The sequence below is a fragment of the Cystobacter fuscus genome, assembly GCF_044360685.1.
GTDB classification, from domain to species: domain Bacteria; phylum Myxococcota; class Myxococcia; order Myxococcales; family Myxococcaceae; genus Cystobacter; species Cystobacter fuscus_C.
Genome location: NZ_CP043491.1, coordinates 8038690 through 8055590, shown reverse-complemented (window position 1 = coordinate 8055590; position 16901 = coordinate 8038690). Strand labels below are relative to the sequence as shown.

Genomic DNA, 16901 nt, shown 5'->3' with positions numbered 1-16901 from the left:
GCAGAGTTCGCGGTCCCACTCATACAACTTCTCGAGAAGTGCCATGCAGGAAGGACGGCAATTGCAGTGGATCGGACTGACCGGGAGCCATGAGGCGAGTCCAGCAGTCCTCTTGGACACTCTTAACCTGACTTTGGTGGTTCGTTCTTCATCAATTCTTCGGGTAGAGGCATTCTGACGAACCGGAGTCCCGTTCCTTTCCATTGCGGCATGACTTGGAATCCTTGCCCCGCGATCCTGACGAGATCTCCGTCCCTTGCCGTTGCACCTGCCAGCCATATGTCGGCTTCGTCTCTCGTTGCGAAGGTCTGGGCAACGACGATGTAGTCAATGGCTGGGGTGTAGAACGATCGAAAGAATTCGCGATAGTCGTCTAGTTTTTGGATTTCACGGACGTAGAAAAGAGCCACTGCCGCGATTCGGAGTGCTTCGTCTTCAGGAGATCCTTCTGCATACTTTTCGTTGATGGTACGCAGGATTTCAAAGACGGAGTTGGTATCAAAGTTGTGATTGTATGTCATTTCGGCGTCCGGACCATAGGGCGAGATGACATATGGGGATGCTCACCACTCGAGTGGGTGGTGAGCACAAGCCGCTTCGCCTCGGGTCGTTACACCCCGCGCGAGTCGAAGTGCGCGAGCACCTTGCGGGCCTTGGCCACGTCTTCCCCTCGGCCCTGGTGCTCGAAGAGCGGGATGACCGTCTCGAGCTCGGCCCGCGCGCCCTTCCAGTCCTGCATGAAGGTGCACGCGATGCTCAAATCCCACCGCGCCCGCGACTCATAGGCATGGTCGTGCAACTGCGAGTACAGCTCCGCGGCCTGCTGGAGGTGGGGCCGCGCCGCCTCGTGGTTGCCCAGGAGTCCCTCGGCCTCGCCTAGCAGCAGCTCGCACAGCGCCAGGGCCTCCATGTCGATTTCCGGCTCCTTGCGCAGCACCTGCAAGGACTCGGCGAAGCGCTTGCGCGCGGCCTCGTACTCGCCCGCCTCCATGCGGATGTCGCCGATGTCCAACAGCAGCCGGGCCACTCGCGGCCCGTTCTTTGCCTGCCGGTAGAGCAGCAGCGCCTCCTGGAACTTCTCCTCGGCGCCCTTGGGCTGGCCAATCGCGCGCAGCGACTCGCCGATGGCCGCCCGGCACAGCGCCTCGTTCTCCTGATCCTTCAGGCCGTTGAAGAGCAGCGTCGCCTGGGCGATGTGCTCCACGGCGCCCCGGTGGTCTCCGAAGTGGGCACGCGCCACCCCGAGCCCGAAGAGCACCTGGGCCTGGCCCTCCTTGTCCCCCGCCGTCTGGAAGAAGCCCAGGGCCTCCTCGTAGTGGCGGCGGCTCTCGGCGTGCTCCTCCAGCATGCCGTGCAGCTCGGCCAGGTGGACGAGCCCCCGGCCCGTCTCCGCCGGGTCTCCGGTGATGCGCGTCACGGCGAGCGCGTTGCGCTGTTCTTGGATGGCTTGGAGGATGTGGGCGCGTTCGGTGTCGTGGTGATTCATGGAGGGCGGGGGGGCTAGTTTTCCTCGGCCTTGTTACGGCGGCGCGGCGCCTTGTCCAGCGATTCCGCACGGCCGGCCTCGTGGACCAAGAGGGGCGAGAAGAAGCAATCCTTCTTGGTGTACTCGTCGAAGGAGAAGGCGAAGCGGTAGCTGGCGGCCGCGCGCTGGTTGCAGTCGGTGCGCTCGCAGAAGCGGCAGGAGATGCCGCTGGGGACGGCGTCCTTGCGCAGGTCCGTGGTGGGCAACCCGTACGCCAGGTACTTGGCGTTCTCCGCGTGGGTGCCCAGGCCGATGGAGTAGGCCGTGCCACGCACGATGGAGCCCTCGATGGGCTGCAGCTGCACCTTGGCGAAGCAGAAGTAGGACGTGCCGTCCGGCATCATCGAGTACTGCCGGGTGATCTGCGATGGGTTGAGGAAGGCCAGGTGCACGGCCCACTTGCCGCACGAGCCGCCGCCGGTGGCGAACTTGATGCCGGTGCCGCTGTAGCGCTTGGAGATGTTGCCGGCGATGTCCGCGCGCAGGAAGTGGAAGGGCAGGCCGCGGCGCTTGGGGTCCGACAGGTTGCACAGCCGGTGCGCCACCGTCTCGTACGTGGTGCCGAAGAGGTTGGACAAGAGCTCCACGTCGTAGCGCGTGCGCTCCACCTCCTTGAAGAACTCCCCGTAGGGCAGCATCAGCGCGCCGGCGAAGTAGTTGGCCAGGTTCACCTTGATGAGCCGCAGCGTCTCCGCGTGCCGGGTGCGCGCCGCGCCCACGATGCGCTCCACCAGCTTCTCCTGATCCAACATCAGGATGCCGAGCGACGCGGCGAGCTGGAACTTGAGCGGCTGCTCGGTCAGGTCCGGCGAGAGGATGAGCTCCTTGGTGTCCGGCTCCAGGCGGCGCACCACCGAGGAGCCACTGGAGGCGGCCTCCACGCGCACGCGGTAGCCGAAGCGCTCCTCCAGCATGGGGATGAGCTGGGGGCTCGACAGCAGGCGCCCGAGCTTGAAGTCGCGCCGCAGCGCCTCGGCCTGCTCCTCCAGCTCTGGGAAGTAGTTGTGGTGCGACTCGAGGAAGTCGCTCACCTCGTCGAACGGGGAGTAGTCGAAGCGCGGCCCCTCCGAGCCGCCCGGCCCCGCGTTCATGCGCGAGCGCTCCTCGGAGTTGAGCTGCGCGAGCACGTTCTCCAACTGCGTGCGCGTGTTCTTGTAGAGGTTGAAGAGCGCCGCCACCGTGCCGGCCAGCTTCGGCTCCGCCGACAGGCTCTGCAGGGACTCGGAGTCGATGTCGAGGCTCTTGAGCAGCGGCTCGTCCAACAGCTTCGCGAGCGCCTCGTCCACCCGGCCCTCGCCCAGCGTGGACATGAACTGCTCGGGATCCTGATCGAAGTAGCGCAGCGCCTTCCACAAGAGCGGGAAGGGCATGACGCGCTTGCCCTTCTCGATGAGGTTCAAGTACGCCGGGGACACCCCCAGATCCTTCGCCGCGTCCGTCTGCTTGATGTTCCGGGCGAGCCGCAGGCCGCGCAGCTTCAGTCCCACGTTGGCGTTCAGTGCGTTCTCGTTCATCGCCATCTCTGGGCCGGCGCCCATGGGCCCGCCGGCTTCTCCGTTCCTCGAACTGTGCGGGCGCGTTTACTGATTTGCAATCAGCGTTTTCGCAGAAAATATCCCGTCGCCCCAAGGCACCGGGAGCCTCCCCAGGGGGACGCTCCGGCGGCTTTCGACATTCCAACTCATTGATTCAACAGGGGGTTTTTGGGCCTCATGGACTGGAGTCCAAGGGAGCGGGCGGGCTGTCAAATTCCATTCACCTCGTTTACCGCCACCTGGACAGGGTGGCGGAAAACCCAGCAACTCCCGGGAGGGCGGGCGTTCGCACGGGCATGCAATGCCCCGAGCCATGTTCCTGCCCGGTGTAACCCCGCCGGGCCCCGGGCGTATGGTAGCGCGGGCCCCCTTCGTCTCCGGGCGGAGGGTGTTCTCCACCAGGTGCACCGTCCCCGGCCCGACTCCTGAAAGGAAACGCCATGAACCTCAAGACCCTGACCGCCCTTGTGGGCTCCCTCTCCCTCGGCACGCTCGCGACCGGCTGTGCGACCGCCAAGACCGCGGCCGCTCCGGCCGAGCAGGAGAGCACGGGCGCTCACGCGGCCAGCGCCGTCCCCGCCGAGGGCACCGTCGCCCCCGCCGCGGAGGGCACCGCGACGCCCTCGACCGAGAAGTCCAGTGAGAACAGCTGTGGCGCGGGCGGCTGCGGCGCCAACGGCTGTGGTGGCAAGAAGTAGCCGTTGAAGTCGCCATCGAGGATGGCCCCCGGTGCTCCGGGGGTTGTCTTCCGGGCGGTGGGGAGCCCTCTTCCCGCCGCCCGTGTCTTTTCTTCACGGGAGCCGACATGCCGGTGGCACACGCGCGAAGGTGGGGCGGCGAGCCGCTCGGGGTGGGAATCGGGCTGCGGCGCGAGTTCTATGCGCGGCTGCCGGAGACCCCCCGCGTGCTGGATTGGGTGGAGATCGTCCCGGAGAACTTCCTCACGCTCGGTGGCCGTCCCCAGCGGGCGCTGGATGCGTGCCGCGAGCGCTGGCCGGTGTTGCCTCATGGGGTGGCGCTGAACGTGGGCGGACCGGAGCCACTGGACGAGGCCTACCTCTCCGGGCTCCAGGCACTGGTGGAGCGGCTGGACGCGCCCTTCTTCTCGGATCACCTCTGCTACGCGCGGCTGGGGGGCGGCTACCTCTACGATCTGCTGCCGCTGCCCTTCTCGCCCGAGGCGGTGGAGCACGTGGTGCCGCGCGTGCGCGAGGTGCAGGCGCGCGTGGGGCGGCCCTTCCTGCTGGAGAACCCGAGCTACTACGCGCGCATGCCCGGCGGCACCCTGGCGGAGGCGGACTTCCTGCGGCACGTGGCCGAGGAGGCCGACTGTGGCCTCTTGCTGGACGTGAACAACGTGTACGTGAACGCGTGCAACCACGGCTATGAGCCGCGCGCCTTCGTGGACGCGCTGCCGCTCGAGCGCGTGGGGCAGCTCCACCTCGCGGGGCACGAGCGGCGGCCCGACGTCCTCATCGACACGCATGGGGCGCCCGTCTGCGACGAGGTGTGGTCGCTCTACCGCTACGTGCTCGAGCGCACCGGGCCGGTGCCGACGCTCATCGAATGGGATCAGGACATCCCCTCGCTGGAGGCGGTGCTGGACGAGGCGGATCGGGCGCGCGAGTTGCTCCAGGGGGTGGCGCGATGAAACCGGGGCTGCGTGGCTTCTTCGAGTCGATGGAGGCGTACTTCGCGGACCCGGAGCCGGAGGCGCTCGAGCGGCTGTACGCGGCGCACCCGGGTTGGGACGCGCCGCGCTCGCGCGTGGCGCTCTATGGCCAGATGGTGCGCCACCATGGCGAGGCGACCCTGGACAAGCTCTACCCGCGGGTGCGTGGGTGCGTGGAGCCGGCGCTCTGGGCGGAGCTGGTGCGGGCCTACGGCGCCTCGCGTCCTGTCCGGCCCTTCGAGATGAACCGCCTGGGCGAGGGCTTCGCGGGCTTCCTCGCGGACGAGGCGGGGGCGCGGGGGCTGCCGGACTTCCTGCCCGCGCTGGCGCGCTTCGAGTGGACGGACTTCGCGGTGTACACGTCGATGGAGCCCGTGCCCGCGCGCGTGGAGCGCCTGACGGTGAACCCGACGCTGATGATGTTGGAGCATCCCTTCCGGCTGTGCGCGTTCATGCGGGCCGGGGTGGGGGCGCGGCCGGAGCCCGGGCAGGAGCTGGCGCTGCTCTGGCGCCATCCGGAGCGGCTGGTGACGATGTACCTGGAGGCCGAGGAGCGCTCGTTGTTGGTGCTGAAAATGGCCGTGGAGGGGTTGGAGCCCCGTCAGGTGGCGGAGGCCACGGGTGTGGAGGAGGCGGTCATCCGTGCCGCCGTGGACACCCGGGTGGCCGACGGTCTCGTCCTGGCGCCGTGATGGCGCTTCGCGCTTCCCCCGGCGGAAGCGTTGGGCAGAATGGCCGCGCGTTGTTTCCCCAGTGAGAGGACCCAGTCATGCGCGTCATCAACTTCAATCCCGGCCCCGCGGGGCTGCCCCTGCCCGCGCTCGAGCGAGCGCGCGACGAGCTGATCGACTTCCAGGGCTCGGGCATGTCCGTGATGGAGCACAGCCACCGGGGCAAGGAGTACGAGGCGGTCCACGACGAGACCATCTCCCTGCTCACCGAGCTACTGGGCATTCCGGACACCCACCAGGTGCTCTTCCTCACGGGAGGGGCGTCGCAGCAGTTCGCCCAGGTGCCGATGAACTTCCTGCACCCGGGCACGAGCGCGGACTACCTGATGACGGGCGTGTGGAGCGAGAAGGCCTATGACGAGGCGTGCATCGTGGGCAAGGCGCGCATCGCCGCCACCACGGTGGGTCCGGACAAGCGCTACGTGCGCGTGCCCCGCCAGGACGAGCTCCAGCTGGATCCCCGGGCGGCGTACGTCCACGTGACGAGCAACAACACCATCTACGGCACCCAGTGGCACACCTGGCCCGAGGTGGGGAGCGTGCCGCTCATCGCGGACATGAGCTCGGACTTCATGTGGAAGCCCACGGACGTGAGCCGCTTCGCCTTCCTCTACGCGGGGGCGCAGAAGAACCTGGGGCCCTCGGGCGTGCTCATCGCGGTGGCGCGCAAGGACTTCATCGCCCAGGGCCGCCGGGACATCCCGAAGATCTTCCGCTACTCCCTCCACGCGGAGAACAACTCGCTCTACAACACGCCCCCCACGCTGGCCATCTACCTGTGCCGCAACGTGCTGGCGTGGATGAAGGCGGAGGGCGGGCTCGCGGGCCTGGAGGCGCGCAACCGGCAGAAGGGCGAGCTGCTCTACCGCGCCCTGGACGCGAACGCGGGCTTCTACCGCGCGCCCGTGGAGCGCGAGTCGCGCTCCTTCATGAACGTGGTCTTCCACCTGCCCACCCCGGAGCTGGACGCCGCGTTCGTCTCCGAGGCGAAGAAGGCGGGCATGGTGGGCCTCAAGGGGCACCGTATCTGCGGGGGCATCCGCGCCTCCCTGTACAACGCGGTGTCGGTGGACGACGTGCGCGCCCTGGTGTCCTTCCTGGAGGAGTTCGCCCGGAAGAAAGGCTAGGGTGACCCCTCACCCCTTCCCCAGGAGAGGTCATGAAGAACACCACGCTGTGTGCCGTGTTGTTGACCGCCGTACTCGCGCTGCCCGCCGCCGCCAAGGACGTGGCGGGGGTGGCGTTTCCCGACACGGTGTCCGTCGAGGGCAAGGAGCTGAAGCTCAACGGGGTGGGCCTGCGCAAGAAGCTCGTCTTCAACGTGTACGCCGCCGGCCTCTACCTGCAGAACCCCTCGCGCGAGGGCGCCCAGGCCATCGGCTCGGAGCAGCTCAAGCGCGTGCGGATGTCGATGCTGCGCGACCTGGACAAGAAGACGATCTCCGAGGCCATCGTGGATGGCTTCAAGAAGAACGCGAAGGACAAGCTGCCCTCGCTCCAGCAGCGGCTGGACACCTTCACCTCGGCCATTCCGGACCTGAAGAAGGGCGACGAGCTGCTGCTCACGTACGTGCCCGGCCAGGGCACCACCATCGAGAGCAAGGGAGGACAGAAGATCTCGGTGGAGGGCAAGGACTTCGCCGACGCGCTCTTCTCGGTGTGGCTCGGCAACAACCCGGTCGACGGTGGTGTCAAGGACGGGATGTTGGGCAAGGAGTAGCGGGGGTCGCCCTCCGGTACGAGGTTGAGGCGCGCGTGCCCGTGGCCGGATAGGGTGCGCGCTGCCTCACACCCCACACGGAGAACGACTGGATGAAGAAGGCATTGCTCGCCGCATGTTGTCTCGTGGCGTCCGCTTGCAAGACGGCGGAGCCCGCGCCCACGCCCCCCTCGCCCGCCACGCCCGCGACGCAGCCCCAGCCCCCCGCCGACTCCCGTCCGCTCTCCCCGGGTCTGGATCTGGCCGCGATGAACGAGCAGGCCAACCCCTGCGAGGACTTCTACGAGTTCGCGTGCGGCAACTGGGTGAAGAACACGGAGATCCCCGCGGATCGTCCCCGCTGGTCACGCGGATTCGATGCCATCTCGGCGCGCAACGAGGACATCCTCCGGGAGATCCTCGAGGGAGTGTCCAAGGGCAAGGCGCCCGAGGGGCTCGCCTCCGCGCAGAAGCTGGGGGACTTCTACGGCTCCTGCATGGACGAGGCGAAGCTGGAGGCGTCGCTGCCGGTGCTCAGGGCGGAGCTGGCGAAGCTGACGGCGAAGAACGCGAAGGACCTGGCGCGCGTGGTGGGCACGCTGCACGCGCAGAACGTGTTCCCGCTCTTCCGCATGGGCGCCAACACCGACTTCAAGGACGCCAGCCAGATGATCGGCGAGGTGGACCAGGGCGGCCTGGGCTTGCCGGACCGGGACTACTATTTGAAGGACGACGAGAAGTCGAAGGCGCTGCGTGACGCCTACATCGAGCACGTGAAGAACACCTTCGTGCTGCTGGGCGAGCCGGCCGAGACCGCGGCGAAGAGCGCGGTGTCGGTGCTGGAGGTGGAGACGGCGCTCGCCAAGGCGTCGATGTCGCGCGTGGAGCGCCGCGAGCCGAAGAACCTCTACCACCGCCTGGAGCGCAAGGGCCTGAAGGCGGAGGCGCCGGGCTTCCCGTGGGACGAGTACTTCAAGGCCGCGGGGGCCGGGAACGTGCAGGCGCTCAACGTGTCGCACCCGCCGTTCTTCAAGGAGGTGGAGCGGCTGGCGAAGACGATGCCGGCGGCGGCGTGGACGCCGTACCTGACGTGGAACTACGTGTCGAGCGCGGTGCCGGCGCTGCCCAAGGCCTTCCAGGACGAGCGCTTCCGCTTCTCGCAGAACCTGACGGGCGCGAAGGAGGACGTGGCGCGCTGGAAGAAGTGCGTGCGCTTCACCAACATGGCGCTGGGCGAGGCGCTGGCGCAGCCCTTCATCGAGCGCACGTTCGGCGCGGAGGGCAAGACGACCACGCTGCAGATGGTGCAGGAGATCGAGAAGGCCTTCGAGCGCAACCTGGACACGCTGGCGTGGATGGACGCGGCCACGCGCGAGCAGGCGCTGGTGAAGGTGCGCAAGATCGTCAACAAGATTGGCTACCCGGACAAGTGGCGGGACTACGGCGCGATGAAGGTGGATCGCGAGTCGTTCCTGCGCTCGATCCTGGGCGCGAACGCCTTCGAGCAGGCGCGGCAGATCGCCAAGATTGGCAAGCCGGTGGACAAGGAGGAGTGGCTGATGTCTCCGCCCACGGTGAACGCCTACTACAACCCGCCCTTCAACGAGATCGTCTTCCCTGCGGGCATCCTCCAGCCGCCGTTCTTCGACCGGGAGGCCACGGTGCCGGTGAACTTCGGGGCCATGGGCATGGTGGTGGGCCACGAAATCACCCACGGCTTCGACGACGAGGGCCGGCAGTATGACGCCGAGGGCAACCTGCGCGACTGGTGGACGCCAGCCTCGGACAAGGCCTTCCGCGAGCGCGTGGCGTGCGTGAAGGAGCAGTACGACAACTACACGGCGATCGACGACGTGAAGCTGAACGGGGCGCTGACGCTGGGCGAGAACGTGGCGGACCTGGGCGGCCTGAAGCTGTCCCACGCGGCCATGGAGGCCTGGCTGGCGAGGGATGCCGAGGCCGCGAAGAGGGCGGAAGGCTCGCGCTACACGCCCAGCCAGCAGTTCTTCATCGGCTACGCGCAGTCCTGGTGCTCGAAGTACCGGGACGCCTACGCGCGGCAGCTCGCGGTGGTGGATCCGCACTCGCCGCCGTACTGGCGGGTGAACGGCCCGGTGGGCAACCTGTCCGAGTTCCAGAAGGCCTTCCAGTGCAAGGCGGACGCGAAGATGGTGCGTCCCGCGGCGCAGCGCTGCGAGGTCTGGTAGGCGCTCGGGCGCGTCCGGTGCTCAGAAGAAGCTGAGCTGGGTGCCGGACTTCATGGGGCGGCGAAAGGGGCTCTCCTTGTCGCCGTCCGCCTCCATGGGCTCGCTCGTCTTCAGTCCCAGGCGGCGCGCGGTGGAGGAGAAGAGCTGGTGGAGGGTGTCCGCGTAGATGCCCTCCCCACGCATGCGGACGCGGAAGCGCGAGTCGTTGAGCTCGCCGCCGCGCGTCTCGCGGATGCGGTGCAGGACGCGCTCGGCGCGCAGGGGGAGCTTCTCGCGCAGCCGCTGCTCGAAGACGCCCTGCACGGGGCCGGGCAGGCGCAGCAGGGTGGAGAAGGCCCGGGTGGCGCCCGCCTCCTTCGCCGCGGTGAGCACGCGCACCATGTCCTCGTCGTTGAGCCCCGGGATGAGGGGGGCGACGGCCACGCACACGGAGATGCCCGCGGAGGCCAGCCGCTCGATGGTGAGCAGGCGCCGGCGGGGCGAGGCCACAAAGGGCTCCATGGCATGCGCCACGGTCTCGTCATGGAAGGGCAGGGTGATGGCCACCGTCAGCCGGGCCTGCTGGGCGAGCGTCTGGAGCACGTCCAGGTCGCGCTCGATGAGGGGCCCCTTGGTGATGATGCCCACGGGGTTGCGGTACTCGGCGCACACCTCCAGGCAGGCGCGCGTGAGGCGGAGCGAGGCCTCGAGAGGCTGGTAGCAGTCGGTGACGCCACTGAAGGCGACCGTCTCGCCCTTCCAGCTCTTGCGCTCGAAGGCATCACGCAGCAGCTGCGCGGCGTGGGGCTTCACCACCAGCTTCGTCTCGAAGTCGGTGCCGGCGCCGAAGCCGAGGTACTCGTGATAGGGCCGGGCGTAGCAGTACGCGCAGGCATGGAGGCAGCCGCGGTACGGGTTGACGCTCCAGGTGAAGCCCACGTCGGGGCTGTCGTTGCGTCCGAGCACCTCGCGGCTGTGGTCCTCGAGCACCTCCAGCTTCGTGGGAGGAATCTCCTCCAGGTACTCCACGGCGGTGGTGTCCCAGGGGTTGGGCGGATTGGAGACGGGACGCGGCTTCACCCACTCAGGGTGGGTCTGAAAGGACGTTCAGTCAAGGCCGCCCGTGGCCCGAAAAGGCGAAGGGCCTGGAACCTCTGGAGGACTTCTCCAGCAGTTCCAGGCCCTTCAGAGCGGCGGACCGGGTTCGAACCGGCGACCCCGAGCTTGGGAAGCTCGTGCTCTACCAGCTGAGCTACCACCGCGCGGCGAGCGAGGGGGAAAGTAGAAGGCCCATCGCTGCTTGTCAACGAGAAGTCTCGCGGCCGGAGCTACTCCCCCTCCTCGACAGTGAGTTGGTAGGCATCCTGGAAGTTGGCCTCGCGGTTGCGCGCGTCGCGCACCTCCAGCACGTAGACGTCGGGCTCGGCGCTGTAGCGGATGGTCTCGGCCTGGTCGCCCTTGGCCCGGTCGGACGTCTGCACGAGCGACAGCTTGCCGTCCTCGCCCAGGCGGTGCAGGTACAGGCCCACGTCCACCTTGAGGATGCCCAGGAGCGTGGCCCGGATGGGCGTGCGCACCGGCCGGTCCGACAAGTCCAACCGGTAGTAGTCCACGTCCTTGAGTGGATAGACGGTACCCCGCACCGCCTTGCCGAGGGTGAGCTCGGTGGCGCGATCCGCGCTGTTGTTCGGCTCACGCTCCTGGCTGCCGTCGTCGGGCACGGTGGTGATGGAGATGCGGTAGGGCTGCTCCGCGTTCTCGTAGTCGCGCACCCACTTGCCGTCCTGCTTGCGCGAGGCCCCCTGCACCCGGAAGTAGCAGGTGCCGCTACAGGCCACGTTGTTGAGGCGCTCGGGCTCCTTGATGGCGCCATCGTTGGCGCGCTGGAGCACCGTCTCCTTCTGGCCCTCGCCCTCGGGGGGTTGAATGACGGACAGTTCCACGTCCACTCGCTCCACGCCCGACAGCTCCACCCGGGCGAGCACCGGCTCGGCCGTCTTCAGCACGAAGTTGTCCACGTCGCCCTTGGGCGAGAGGAAGCCCTCCTTGTAGCCCGCGAGCGGCAGGGCCGTGGCCTTGTACAGCTCGTCGTTGGGCTCCAGCTCCGCGTTGGCCCCGGCTTCCTCCAGGGTCACCGTGAGCGAGTAGGCCTTCTCGGTGTTGAAGCCCCGCTTCGCGTCCTTGCCCGTCCCGCTCCAGCCGCTCTTCACGACCAGGTACACCACGCGATCGGTCGCCCGGGCACCCACGTTGCGCAGCGACAGGCCCTCCCCCTCGATGCTCTTGGTGGTGAACAGCGGCGCCTCGGCGGCCGTGAGGACCGAGAGCTCCGTGCGCACGCCCTCCACTCCCACCAGATCGATCTTCAGCGCCACCGCAGGAGGCTCTTCCGGCACGGGTGCGGGCTGATTCGGCAGGGGGAGGGGAATGGGTACCTGGAGCGGCTCGCTCGGCGGGGGCTCCTGCTGGGCGGTGGCGGACGGGTCCTCCGCCGAGGGCTCCGTCGGCTGTCCCGGAGCGGGTTCGGTGGGTGGCACGCTGGGATCTCCGGGCGTGGCCGGGGCCGCCGTCGTGCTCCCGGCGTCGTTCGCGTCCGGGGTGGGCGCCGGAGCGGGAGCGGCCTGGGCCGTCTCGGGCAGCTCCAGCCGGTACCAATCCTCGTCTCCCGCGTGGCCGATGAAGCCGGCCACCGTCTGGCCCAGCTGCAGGGGCGTGGCGTCCACGGCCCGATCATTGGGCTCGCGCTCCACGCCATCCTCGGGGACGTGGTAGCGCACCTCGAGGGTGTAGGCGCCGCCCGTGCCCTTGCGGGCCGAGGCCACGCGCACCCAGCGCTCGCCCTCGACGAAGAGGTTGGGGTAGCGCTCGGGCTTGCCCACCCCGGCGCTGTTGAGGTTGGCGCTGCGCACGCCGGGCGCGTCGTACACCTCCAGCACCACGTCTCCGCCGGGAATGCCGGAGACGCTCACGTCCGCCACGCGCGGGGTGCTCGGGGCGAGCCGGTACCAGTCCTCATCGGGCTTGGAGGGATCCGCGCCGAGGCTGGCGCTCACCGTCGCGTCGCGGGCGAGGGTAAGCGCCTGCTCGGGCCGATCATCGGGTTCCTTCTCCTCGAGCTGATCGGGTCCGGTGACCACGGGACCCGCGTCGGGAACCGAAACCTCTTTGTTCGAGCAGCCATTCGGGCAGCCGGCCAGCAACAGGCACAGCCACACCCCACCCAGACGTCGCATTCCGTTCCCTCTTGGCATTCGCCTGCCTACTCAATCCCCTGGTGGCCGGGTGTCAAGGTCCGCCAACAGGCGGGCTGACGCTTTCATCCCGGCGGAGGGACGAGTGAAGGCACGAGGGGTCGTTTTCGGACCCGTCGGGTGGACGGGAGCCCGGAGAGGCGAGACAGCAGGGGGCCCGGAGCGCGAGGGGCTCAGCCGGCGGCGGTCTTCCTCTTGGCGTTGAAGTGCCGGAAGAAGTCGATGATTTCCTGCTCGGCGACCTTGGCGTCGGTGGCGTCGGCGAACTCCGACTCGAGGAACATGCCGCCACACGACTCGCAGGTGTCGTAGCTCAGCGGATGCTGACGGTCTCCGCCGTCGACCCGGACGAGATCCACCTGGCACTCGGGGCACTGGCCCGTGAGCGCATTCGCGTCGACCTTGCCTCCCTGGCTCTCGAGCCCAGGCAGGTTGTTGTGGAGCAGGATCCGGTTGAGATCCGCGACGTCAATCCAGAGGCCGCCGCAATCTCCACACTTGCGCAACGTCTCGTGGTCCCCTTCGAGATCAACCATCTCGACGCTGCAACCGGGGCAATTCATGGGGTGGATCTATCTCCTGTTGGGGGAGCTGCGCTCCCGTGGGGGGTGCGGTCCGGGTCACGGCTTGCCCCCGGGCGTTCTGGGAATGATAGGTCGCATGATTTTTCAGATGCAACCCAACCCCCGCATTGTGTTCACGCACCCAACCCTCGGGCCACCCCCCGGGGCTCAGGCCTTGACCCGGACGATGTCGGCCCCCAGGTCACGCAGCTTGCGCTCCAAGCGCTCGTAGCCTCGATCCAGGTGGTAGATGCGCTGGACCTCGGTCTTGCCCTCGGCCCGGAGACCGGCCAGGACCAGCGAGGCACTGGCCCTCAGGTCCGTGGCCATGACGGGGGCGCCCGAGAGGGAGCGCACGCCCTTCACCACCGCCGTATGCCCCTGGATGGTGATGTCCGCCCCCATGCGGTGCAGCTCCGGCACGTGCATGAAGCGGTTCTCGAAGATGCGCTCGGAGATGACCGAGGTGCCGTTGGCCACCGTCATCAGCCCCATGAGCTGGGCCTGCATGTCCGTGGGGAAGCCCGGGTGCTCGGCCGTCTTCACGTCCACCGAGTGGATGACCGAGGGAGCCCTCACCCGGATTCCTCCCTCCTCGGTCGTCAGAGTGCAGCCCGTCTCGCGCAGCTTGAGGATGACGGGCTCCAGGTGCTCGGGCACCACGCGCCGCACCAGCACGTCACCGGCAGTGATGGCGGCGGCCACCATGAGCGTACCCGCCTCGATGCGGTCCGGGAGAATGGCGTGCTCCACGGGGTTGAGCCCGTCCACGCCGTCGATGGTGATGACGGAGGTGCCCGCGCCCTGGATGCGCGCTCCCATCTTGTTGAGCACCCGGGCGAGCTCCTCCACCTCGGGCTCGCGCGCGCAGTTCTCCAGCACGCTGCGGCCCTGCGCGAGCACCGCCGCCATCATCACGTTCTCCGTGCCCGTCACGGTGATGACGTCGAAGTTGACGGTGCCGCCGCGCAGGCGCTTCGCCGTCGCCTCGACATAGCCCTCGGTGAGGTGGATGTCCGCGCCCAGGGCCTTGAGCCCCTTGAGGTGCTGATCGATGGGGCGCGCCCCGATGGCACACCCGCCCGGCATGGACACGCGCGCCCGGCCGAAGCGGGCCACCAGCGGGCCGAGCACCAGCACCGAGGCGCGCATCGTCTTCACCAAGTCATACGGCGCCTCGGGGTGGATGGGCCCCTCGACCGCCACCTCGCACTCGTCCGAGCGCTCGCCCGTCAGCCGCCCCGTGCCACAGCCCATGGTGCCGAGCACCTTGAGCATGGTGGTCACGTCCGCCAGGTCCGGCACGTTGCGGTAGACGCTCTTGCCGTCCGCGAGCAGCGCCGAGGCGAGGATGGGCAGCGCGGCGTTCTTCGCGCCCGACACGGTCACCTCACCCTTGAGGGGGTGACCACCCTTCACGACGATCTTGTCCATCTGTCCCGTCTCTCACCCCCGTGGCTGGTTGGCCACGGGTTGTGTCCCGAAAGCGAGGCGATCCCGCCGCTCCAAGTCCTTCTCCACCCGCGCGTTCTCGTAGCCCGCGGCCTGGAGGAGGGCCTGAACGGCGGGGCCCTGTGTTTCGCCGATTTCCATTGCAAGCAGCCCGCCAGGCACGAGGACGCGGCGGGCCCCTTCGATCACCTGGCGCAGCAGCACGAGCCCATCCGGCCCCCCGTCGAGCGCCATCCGGGGCTCGCGGCGCACCTCGGCCGACAGGCCCGGAATCTCCCCCGAGGCGATGTAGGGCGGGTTGGACACCACCACCTGGAAGCGCGCGTCCGGGGGCAGGGGGGTGTAGAGGCTGCCGTGCAGCACGCTCACCCGGTCCGCCACGCCCAGGGCCTGGGCGTTCTCCCGCGCGAGCGCGCAGGCGTCCGAGGACAGGTCCGTGGCGAGCACGGTGGCCTGGGGCCGCTCGGCCGCGAGGCTGATGGCGATGCAGCCCGAGCCCGTGCACACGTCCAGCGCGGTGCCGGGGCCGTCCTTGGGCAGCGCGTGCAGGGCGGCCTCCACCAGCAGCTCCGTCTCGGGCCGGGGGATGAGCACGCGCGCGTCCACCTTGAAGGGGCGGTTGTAGAACTCGCGCACGCCGGTGAGGTACTGGGTGGGCTCGCCCGCCATGCGCCGCGCGATGAGCGCCTTGAAGGCGGCGAGCTCCTCCTTCTCCAGCGGCCGGTCCAGGTCCACGTACAGGCGCACCCGGGTCGCCTTGAGCACGTGGGCGAGCAGCACCTCGGTGGTGAGCCGGGGCGCGTCCACGCCCTTCTTCTCGAAGTGCTGCGTCGTCCAGGTGAGGACCCGGCGGATGGTCCAGATCTCCTCGCTCATGCGCCCTGCGAGCCCGCCCCGCCGCCCGTCTGCTGCTTGAGGGCCTCGGCCTGGTAGTGGGTGCGGCAGGCGGTGATGATGTCCTCGACGCCGCCCGCCATGATGCCCGGCAGGTTGTGCACCGTGAGGCCGATGCGGTGATCCGTCAGCCGGTCCTGCGGGAAGTTGTAGGTGCGGATCTTCTCCGAGCGGTCGCCCGTGCCCACCTGGCCGCGGCGCATGGAGTCGCGCTCGTTGCGGATGCGCTCCTGCTCGATCTCATAGAGCTTGGCGCGCAGCATGCGCTCGGCCATGGCGCGGTTCTTCCCCTGGCTCTTCTCCTGCTGGCACTTCACCACGATGCCCGAGGGCTTGTGGATGAGGCGCACCGCGGAGTCGGTGGTGTTCACGCTCTGGCCGCCCGAGCCCGTCGAGCGCATCACCTGCATCTCGATGTCCGCGGGGTTGAGCTTGATGTCCACGTCCTCGGCCTCGGGCATCACCGACACGGTGATGGTGGAGGTGTGGATGCGCCCTTGCGCCTCGGTGGCCGGCACGCGCTGCACCCGGTGCACGCCGGACTCGTACTTCATGGCGCTGTAGATGCCCTCGCCCGACAGGGTGATGGTGACGTCCTTGACGCCGCCCGCACCGCCTGGACTCATGTCGAGGATGTCCGCCTTCCACCCCTTGCGGTCGGCGTAGCGCAGGTACATCTGCATGACTTCCTCGGCGAACAGACCCGCCTCGTCGCCGCCGGCGCCCGCGCGGATCTCCAGGATGACGTTCTTCTCGTCATTGGGATCCTTGGGCAGCAGGAGCAGCTTGAGCGCCTGCTCCTGCTCCTCGCGCTGGGCCTTCAGGCCGGGCAGGGCCTCGCGCGCGTAGGCCTTCTCGTCGGCGTCCGAGCTGGACAGCCAGGCCTCCACTTCCTTGAGGTCGTCGAGCACCTTGCGGTAGGAGCGGAAGGTCTCCACCAGCTTCTCCAGGCTCGCCCGCTCCTTGGAGACCTTCTGTAATTTCGCCGAGTCGGCGATGACGTCCGGGTTGGCCAGGTCGGCGGTGAGGCGCTCGAACCGGCGCTCCACGTCTTCGAGTTTATCGATCATCGGTGTGGGCTCGGGGTTGTGCCCCGTTGTCTGGCCACTGGCAAGGCCGGACGGGGCCGAGAAATTCCGTGGACTTCCGGTCCCGGAGCGTGAAAAAAGGGCGGTTCGCCGCCTGTCCGTGCGGCTCCATTCCGCCGAAACGGAGTACCAGAAGATGCCTGCCCAGAAGGGAAATCGCAGCAAGAAGAAGCTGTCCAACCGCGCTGGCTCGAAGAAGGCGGCCCTCAAGCGCCGCCGCGCCCGCGAGCGCCGCAAGTAGTTCGCCGTCCGCCTCCTCCCCTGGTCCGAAGGGGAGGGGGCAAGCCTTCCCCACCCCGCGCGCT

15 protein-coding genes and 1 tRNA gene are annotated in these 16901 nt (G+C 68.5%); 6 read left to right on the top strand and 10 right to left on the bottom strand.

The window, feature by feature from the left end; genetic code table 11:
- Positions 1 to 122: 122 nt before the first annotated feature.
- From F0U63_RS32825 to F0U63_RS32815, 3 genes are all read right to left on the bottom strand, one after another.
- Positions 123 to 521, bottom strand: a complete 399-nt coding sequence (locus tag F0U63_RS32825) for a hypothetical protein (protein WP_395836023.1) — start codon at positions 519 to 521, stop codon at positions 123 to 125.
- 89 nt (positions 522 to 610) lie between these two features.
- Positions 611 to 1486 carry a tetratricopeptide repeat protein gene (locus F0U63_RS32820; RefSeq protein ID WP_071900828.1) on the bottom strand — a complete coding sequence of 292 codons (876 nt, stop codon included), beginning with the start codon at positions 1484 to 1486 and terminating at the stop codon, positions 611 to 613.
- A gap of 14 nt (positions 1487 to 1500) precedes the next feature.
- A complete protein-coding gene (locus tag F0U63_RS32815; RefSeq protein WP_395836021.1) occupies positions 1501 to 3039 on the bottom strand; it encodes a short-chain fatty acyl-CoA regulator family protein in 1539 nt (512 codons plus the stop codon).
- 461 nt (positions 3040 to 3500) lie between these two features.
- Here F0U63_RS32815 and F0U63_RS32810 point away from each other — a divergent pair, with 461 nt between their 5' ends.
- The 6 genes from F0U63_RS32810 (at position 3501) to F0U63_RS32785 (ending at position 9369) form a co-directional block, all read left to right on the top strand.
- Entirely contained in the window at positions 3501 to 3758 is a 258-nt protein-coding gene (locus F0U63_RS32810) for a hypothetical protein (protein WP_395836019.1), read from the top strand.
- 107 nt (positions 3759 to 3865) lie between these two features.
- Positions 3866 to 4711, top strand: a complete 846-nt coding sequence (locus F0U63_RS32805; protein ID WP_395836017.1) for a DUF692 domain-containing protein — start codon at positions 3866 to 3868, stop codon at positions 4709 to 4711.
- On the top strand, positions 4708 to 5424 hold the full coding sequence (locus F0U63_RS32800; RefSeq protein WP_395836015.1) for a DUF2063 domain-containing protein: 717 nt from the start codon (positions 4708 to 4710) through the stop codon (positions 5422 to 5424). The genes F0U63_RS32805 and F0U63_RS32800 overlap by 4 nt, the downstream gene beginning before the upstream one ends.
- Before the next feature lie 77 nt (positions 5425 to 5501).
- The gene (gene serC, locus F0U63_RS32795; protein ID WP_395836013.1) at positions 5502 to 6590 is read left to right on the top strand and encodes a 3-phosphoserine/phosphohydroxythreonine transaminase; all 1089 of its coding nucleotides are present in this window, start codon (positions 5502 to 5504) and stop codon (positions 6588 to 6590) included.
- A 32-nt stretch (positions 6591 to 6622) separates the two neighbouring features.
- On the top strand, positions 6623 to 7183 hold the full coding sequence (locus tag F0U63_RS32790; RefSeq protein ID WP_395836011.1) for a chalcone isomerase family protein: 561 nt from the start codon (positions 6623 to 6625) through the stop codon (positions 7181 to 7183).
- Positions 7184 to 7308: 125 nt separating this feature from the next.
- Positions 7309 to 9369: a M13 family metallopeptidase gene (locus tag F0U63_RS32785; protein ID WP_395836009.1), complete on the top strand. Its 2061-nt coding sequence runs from the start codon at positions 7309 to 7311 to the stop codon at positions 9367 to 9369.
- Between the two features lie 21 nt (positions 9370 to 9390).
- On the opposite strand, the gene F0U63_RS32780 is transcribed toward F0U63_RS32785, so the two are convergent.
- From F0U63_RS32780 to prfA, 7 genes are all read right to left on the bottom strand, one after another.
- Complete coding sequence (locus F0U63_RS32780; protein WP_395836007.1) at positions 9391 to 10428, bottom strand: PA0069 family radical SAM protein; 1038 nt, start codon at positions 10426 to 10428, stop codon at positions 9391 to 9393.
- Between the two features lie 109 nt (positions 10429 to 10537).
- A tRNA-Gly gene (locus F0U63_RS32775) sits at positions 10538 to 10610 on the bottom strand.
- A 66-nt stretch (positions 10611 to 10676) separates the two neighbouring features.
- Positions 10677 to 12581 (bottom strand): ABC transporter substrate-binding protein, encoded by a 1905-nt coding sequence (locus tag F0U63_RS32770; RefSeq protein ID WP_395836005.1) that lies wholly within the window; start codon positions 12579 to 12581, stop codon positions 10677 to 10679.
- Positions 12582 to 12772: 191 nt separating this feature from the next.
- On the bottom strand, positions 12773 to 13162 hold the full coding sequence (locus tag F0U63_RS32765) for a zf-TFIIB domain-containing protein (protein WP_002624025.1): 390 nt from the start codon (positions 13160 to 13162) through the stop codon (positions 12773 to 12775).
- 168 nt (positions 13163 to 13330) lie between these two features.
- Positions 13331 to 14596, bottom strand: coding sequence for a UDP-N-acetylglucosamine 1-carboxyvinyltransferase (murA, locus tag F0U63_RS32760; RefSeq protein WP_395836003.1), 1266 nt, complete (start codon positions 14594 to 14596; stop codon positions 13331 to 13333).
- 12 nt (positions 14597 to 14608) lie between these two features.
- Positions 14609 to 15490: a peptide chain release factor N(5)-glutamine methyltransferase gene (prmC, locus tag F0U63_RS32755; protein WP_395836001.1), complete on the bottom strand. Its 882-nt coding sequence runs from the start codon at positions 15488 to 15490 to the stop codon at positions 14609 to 14611.
- Positions 15487 to 16578: a peptide chain release factor 1 gene (gene prfA / locus F0U63_RS32750; protein ID WP_395835999.1), complete on the bottom strand. Its 1092-nt coding sequence runs from the start codon at positions 16576 to 16578 to the stop codon at positions 15487 to 15489. The genes prmC and prfA overlap by 4 nt, the downstream gene beginning before the upstream one ends.
- Positions 16579 to 16901: the final 323 nt, after the last annotated feature.

Excerpts from the sequence above, each read along its gene's own strand:
- F0U63_RS32815 (WP_395836021.1), bottom strand. The coding sequence starts at position 3,039 with ATGAACGAGAACGCACTGAACGCCAACGTGGGACTGAAGCTGCGCGGC.
- F0U63_RS32800 (WP_395836015.1), top strand. The coding sequence starts at position 4,708 with ATGAAACCGGGGCTGCGTGGCTTCTTCGAGTCGATGGAGGCGTACTTC.
- serC (WP_395836013.1), top strand. The coding sequence starts at position 5,502 with ATGCGCGTCATCAACTTCAATCCCGGCCCCGCGGGGCTGCCCCTGCCC.
- murA (WP_395836003.1), bottom strand. The coding sequence starts at position 14,596 with ATGGACAAGATCGTCGTGAAGGGTGGTCACCCCCTCAAGGGTGAGGTG.
- F0U63_RS32790 (WP_395836011.1), top strand. The coding sequence starts at position 6,623 with ATGAAGAACACCACGCTGTGTGCCGTGTTGTTGACCGCCGTACTCGCG.
- F0U63_RS32805 (WP_395836017.1), top strand. The coding sequence starts at position 3,866 with ATGCCGGTGGCACACGCGCGAAGGTGGGGCGGCGAGCCGCTCGGGGTG.
- F0U63_RS32765 (WP_002624025.1), bottom strand. The coding sequence starts at position 13,162 with ATGAATTGCCCCGGTTGCAGCGTCGAGATGGTTGATCTCGAAGGGGAC.
- F0U63_RS32825 (WP_395836023.1), bottom strand. The coding sequence starts at position 521 with ATGACATACAATCACAACTTTGATACCAACTCCGTCTTTGAAATCCTG.
- F0U63_RS32770 (WP_395836005.1), bottom strand. The coding sequence starts at position 12,581 with ATGCGACGTCTGGGTGGGGTGTGGCTGTGCCTGTTGCTGGCCGGCTGC.
- prmC (WP_395836001.1), bottom strand. The coding sequence starts at position 15,490 with ATGAGCGAGGAGATCTGGACCATCCGCCGGGTCCTCACCTGGACGACG.
- F0U63_RS32810 (WP_395836019.1), top strand. The coding sequence starts at position 3,501 with ATGAACCTCAAGACCCTGACCGCCCTTGTGGGCTCCCTCTCCCTCGGC.
- prfA (WP_395835999.1), bottom strand. The coding sequence starts at position 16,578 with ATGATCGATAAACTCGAAGACGTGGAGCGCCGGTTCGAGCGCCTCACC.
- F0U63_RS32820 (WP_071900828.1), bottom strand. The coding sequence starts at position 1,486 with ATGAATCACCACGACACCGAACGCGCCCACATCCTCCAAGCCATCCAA.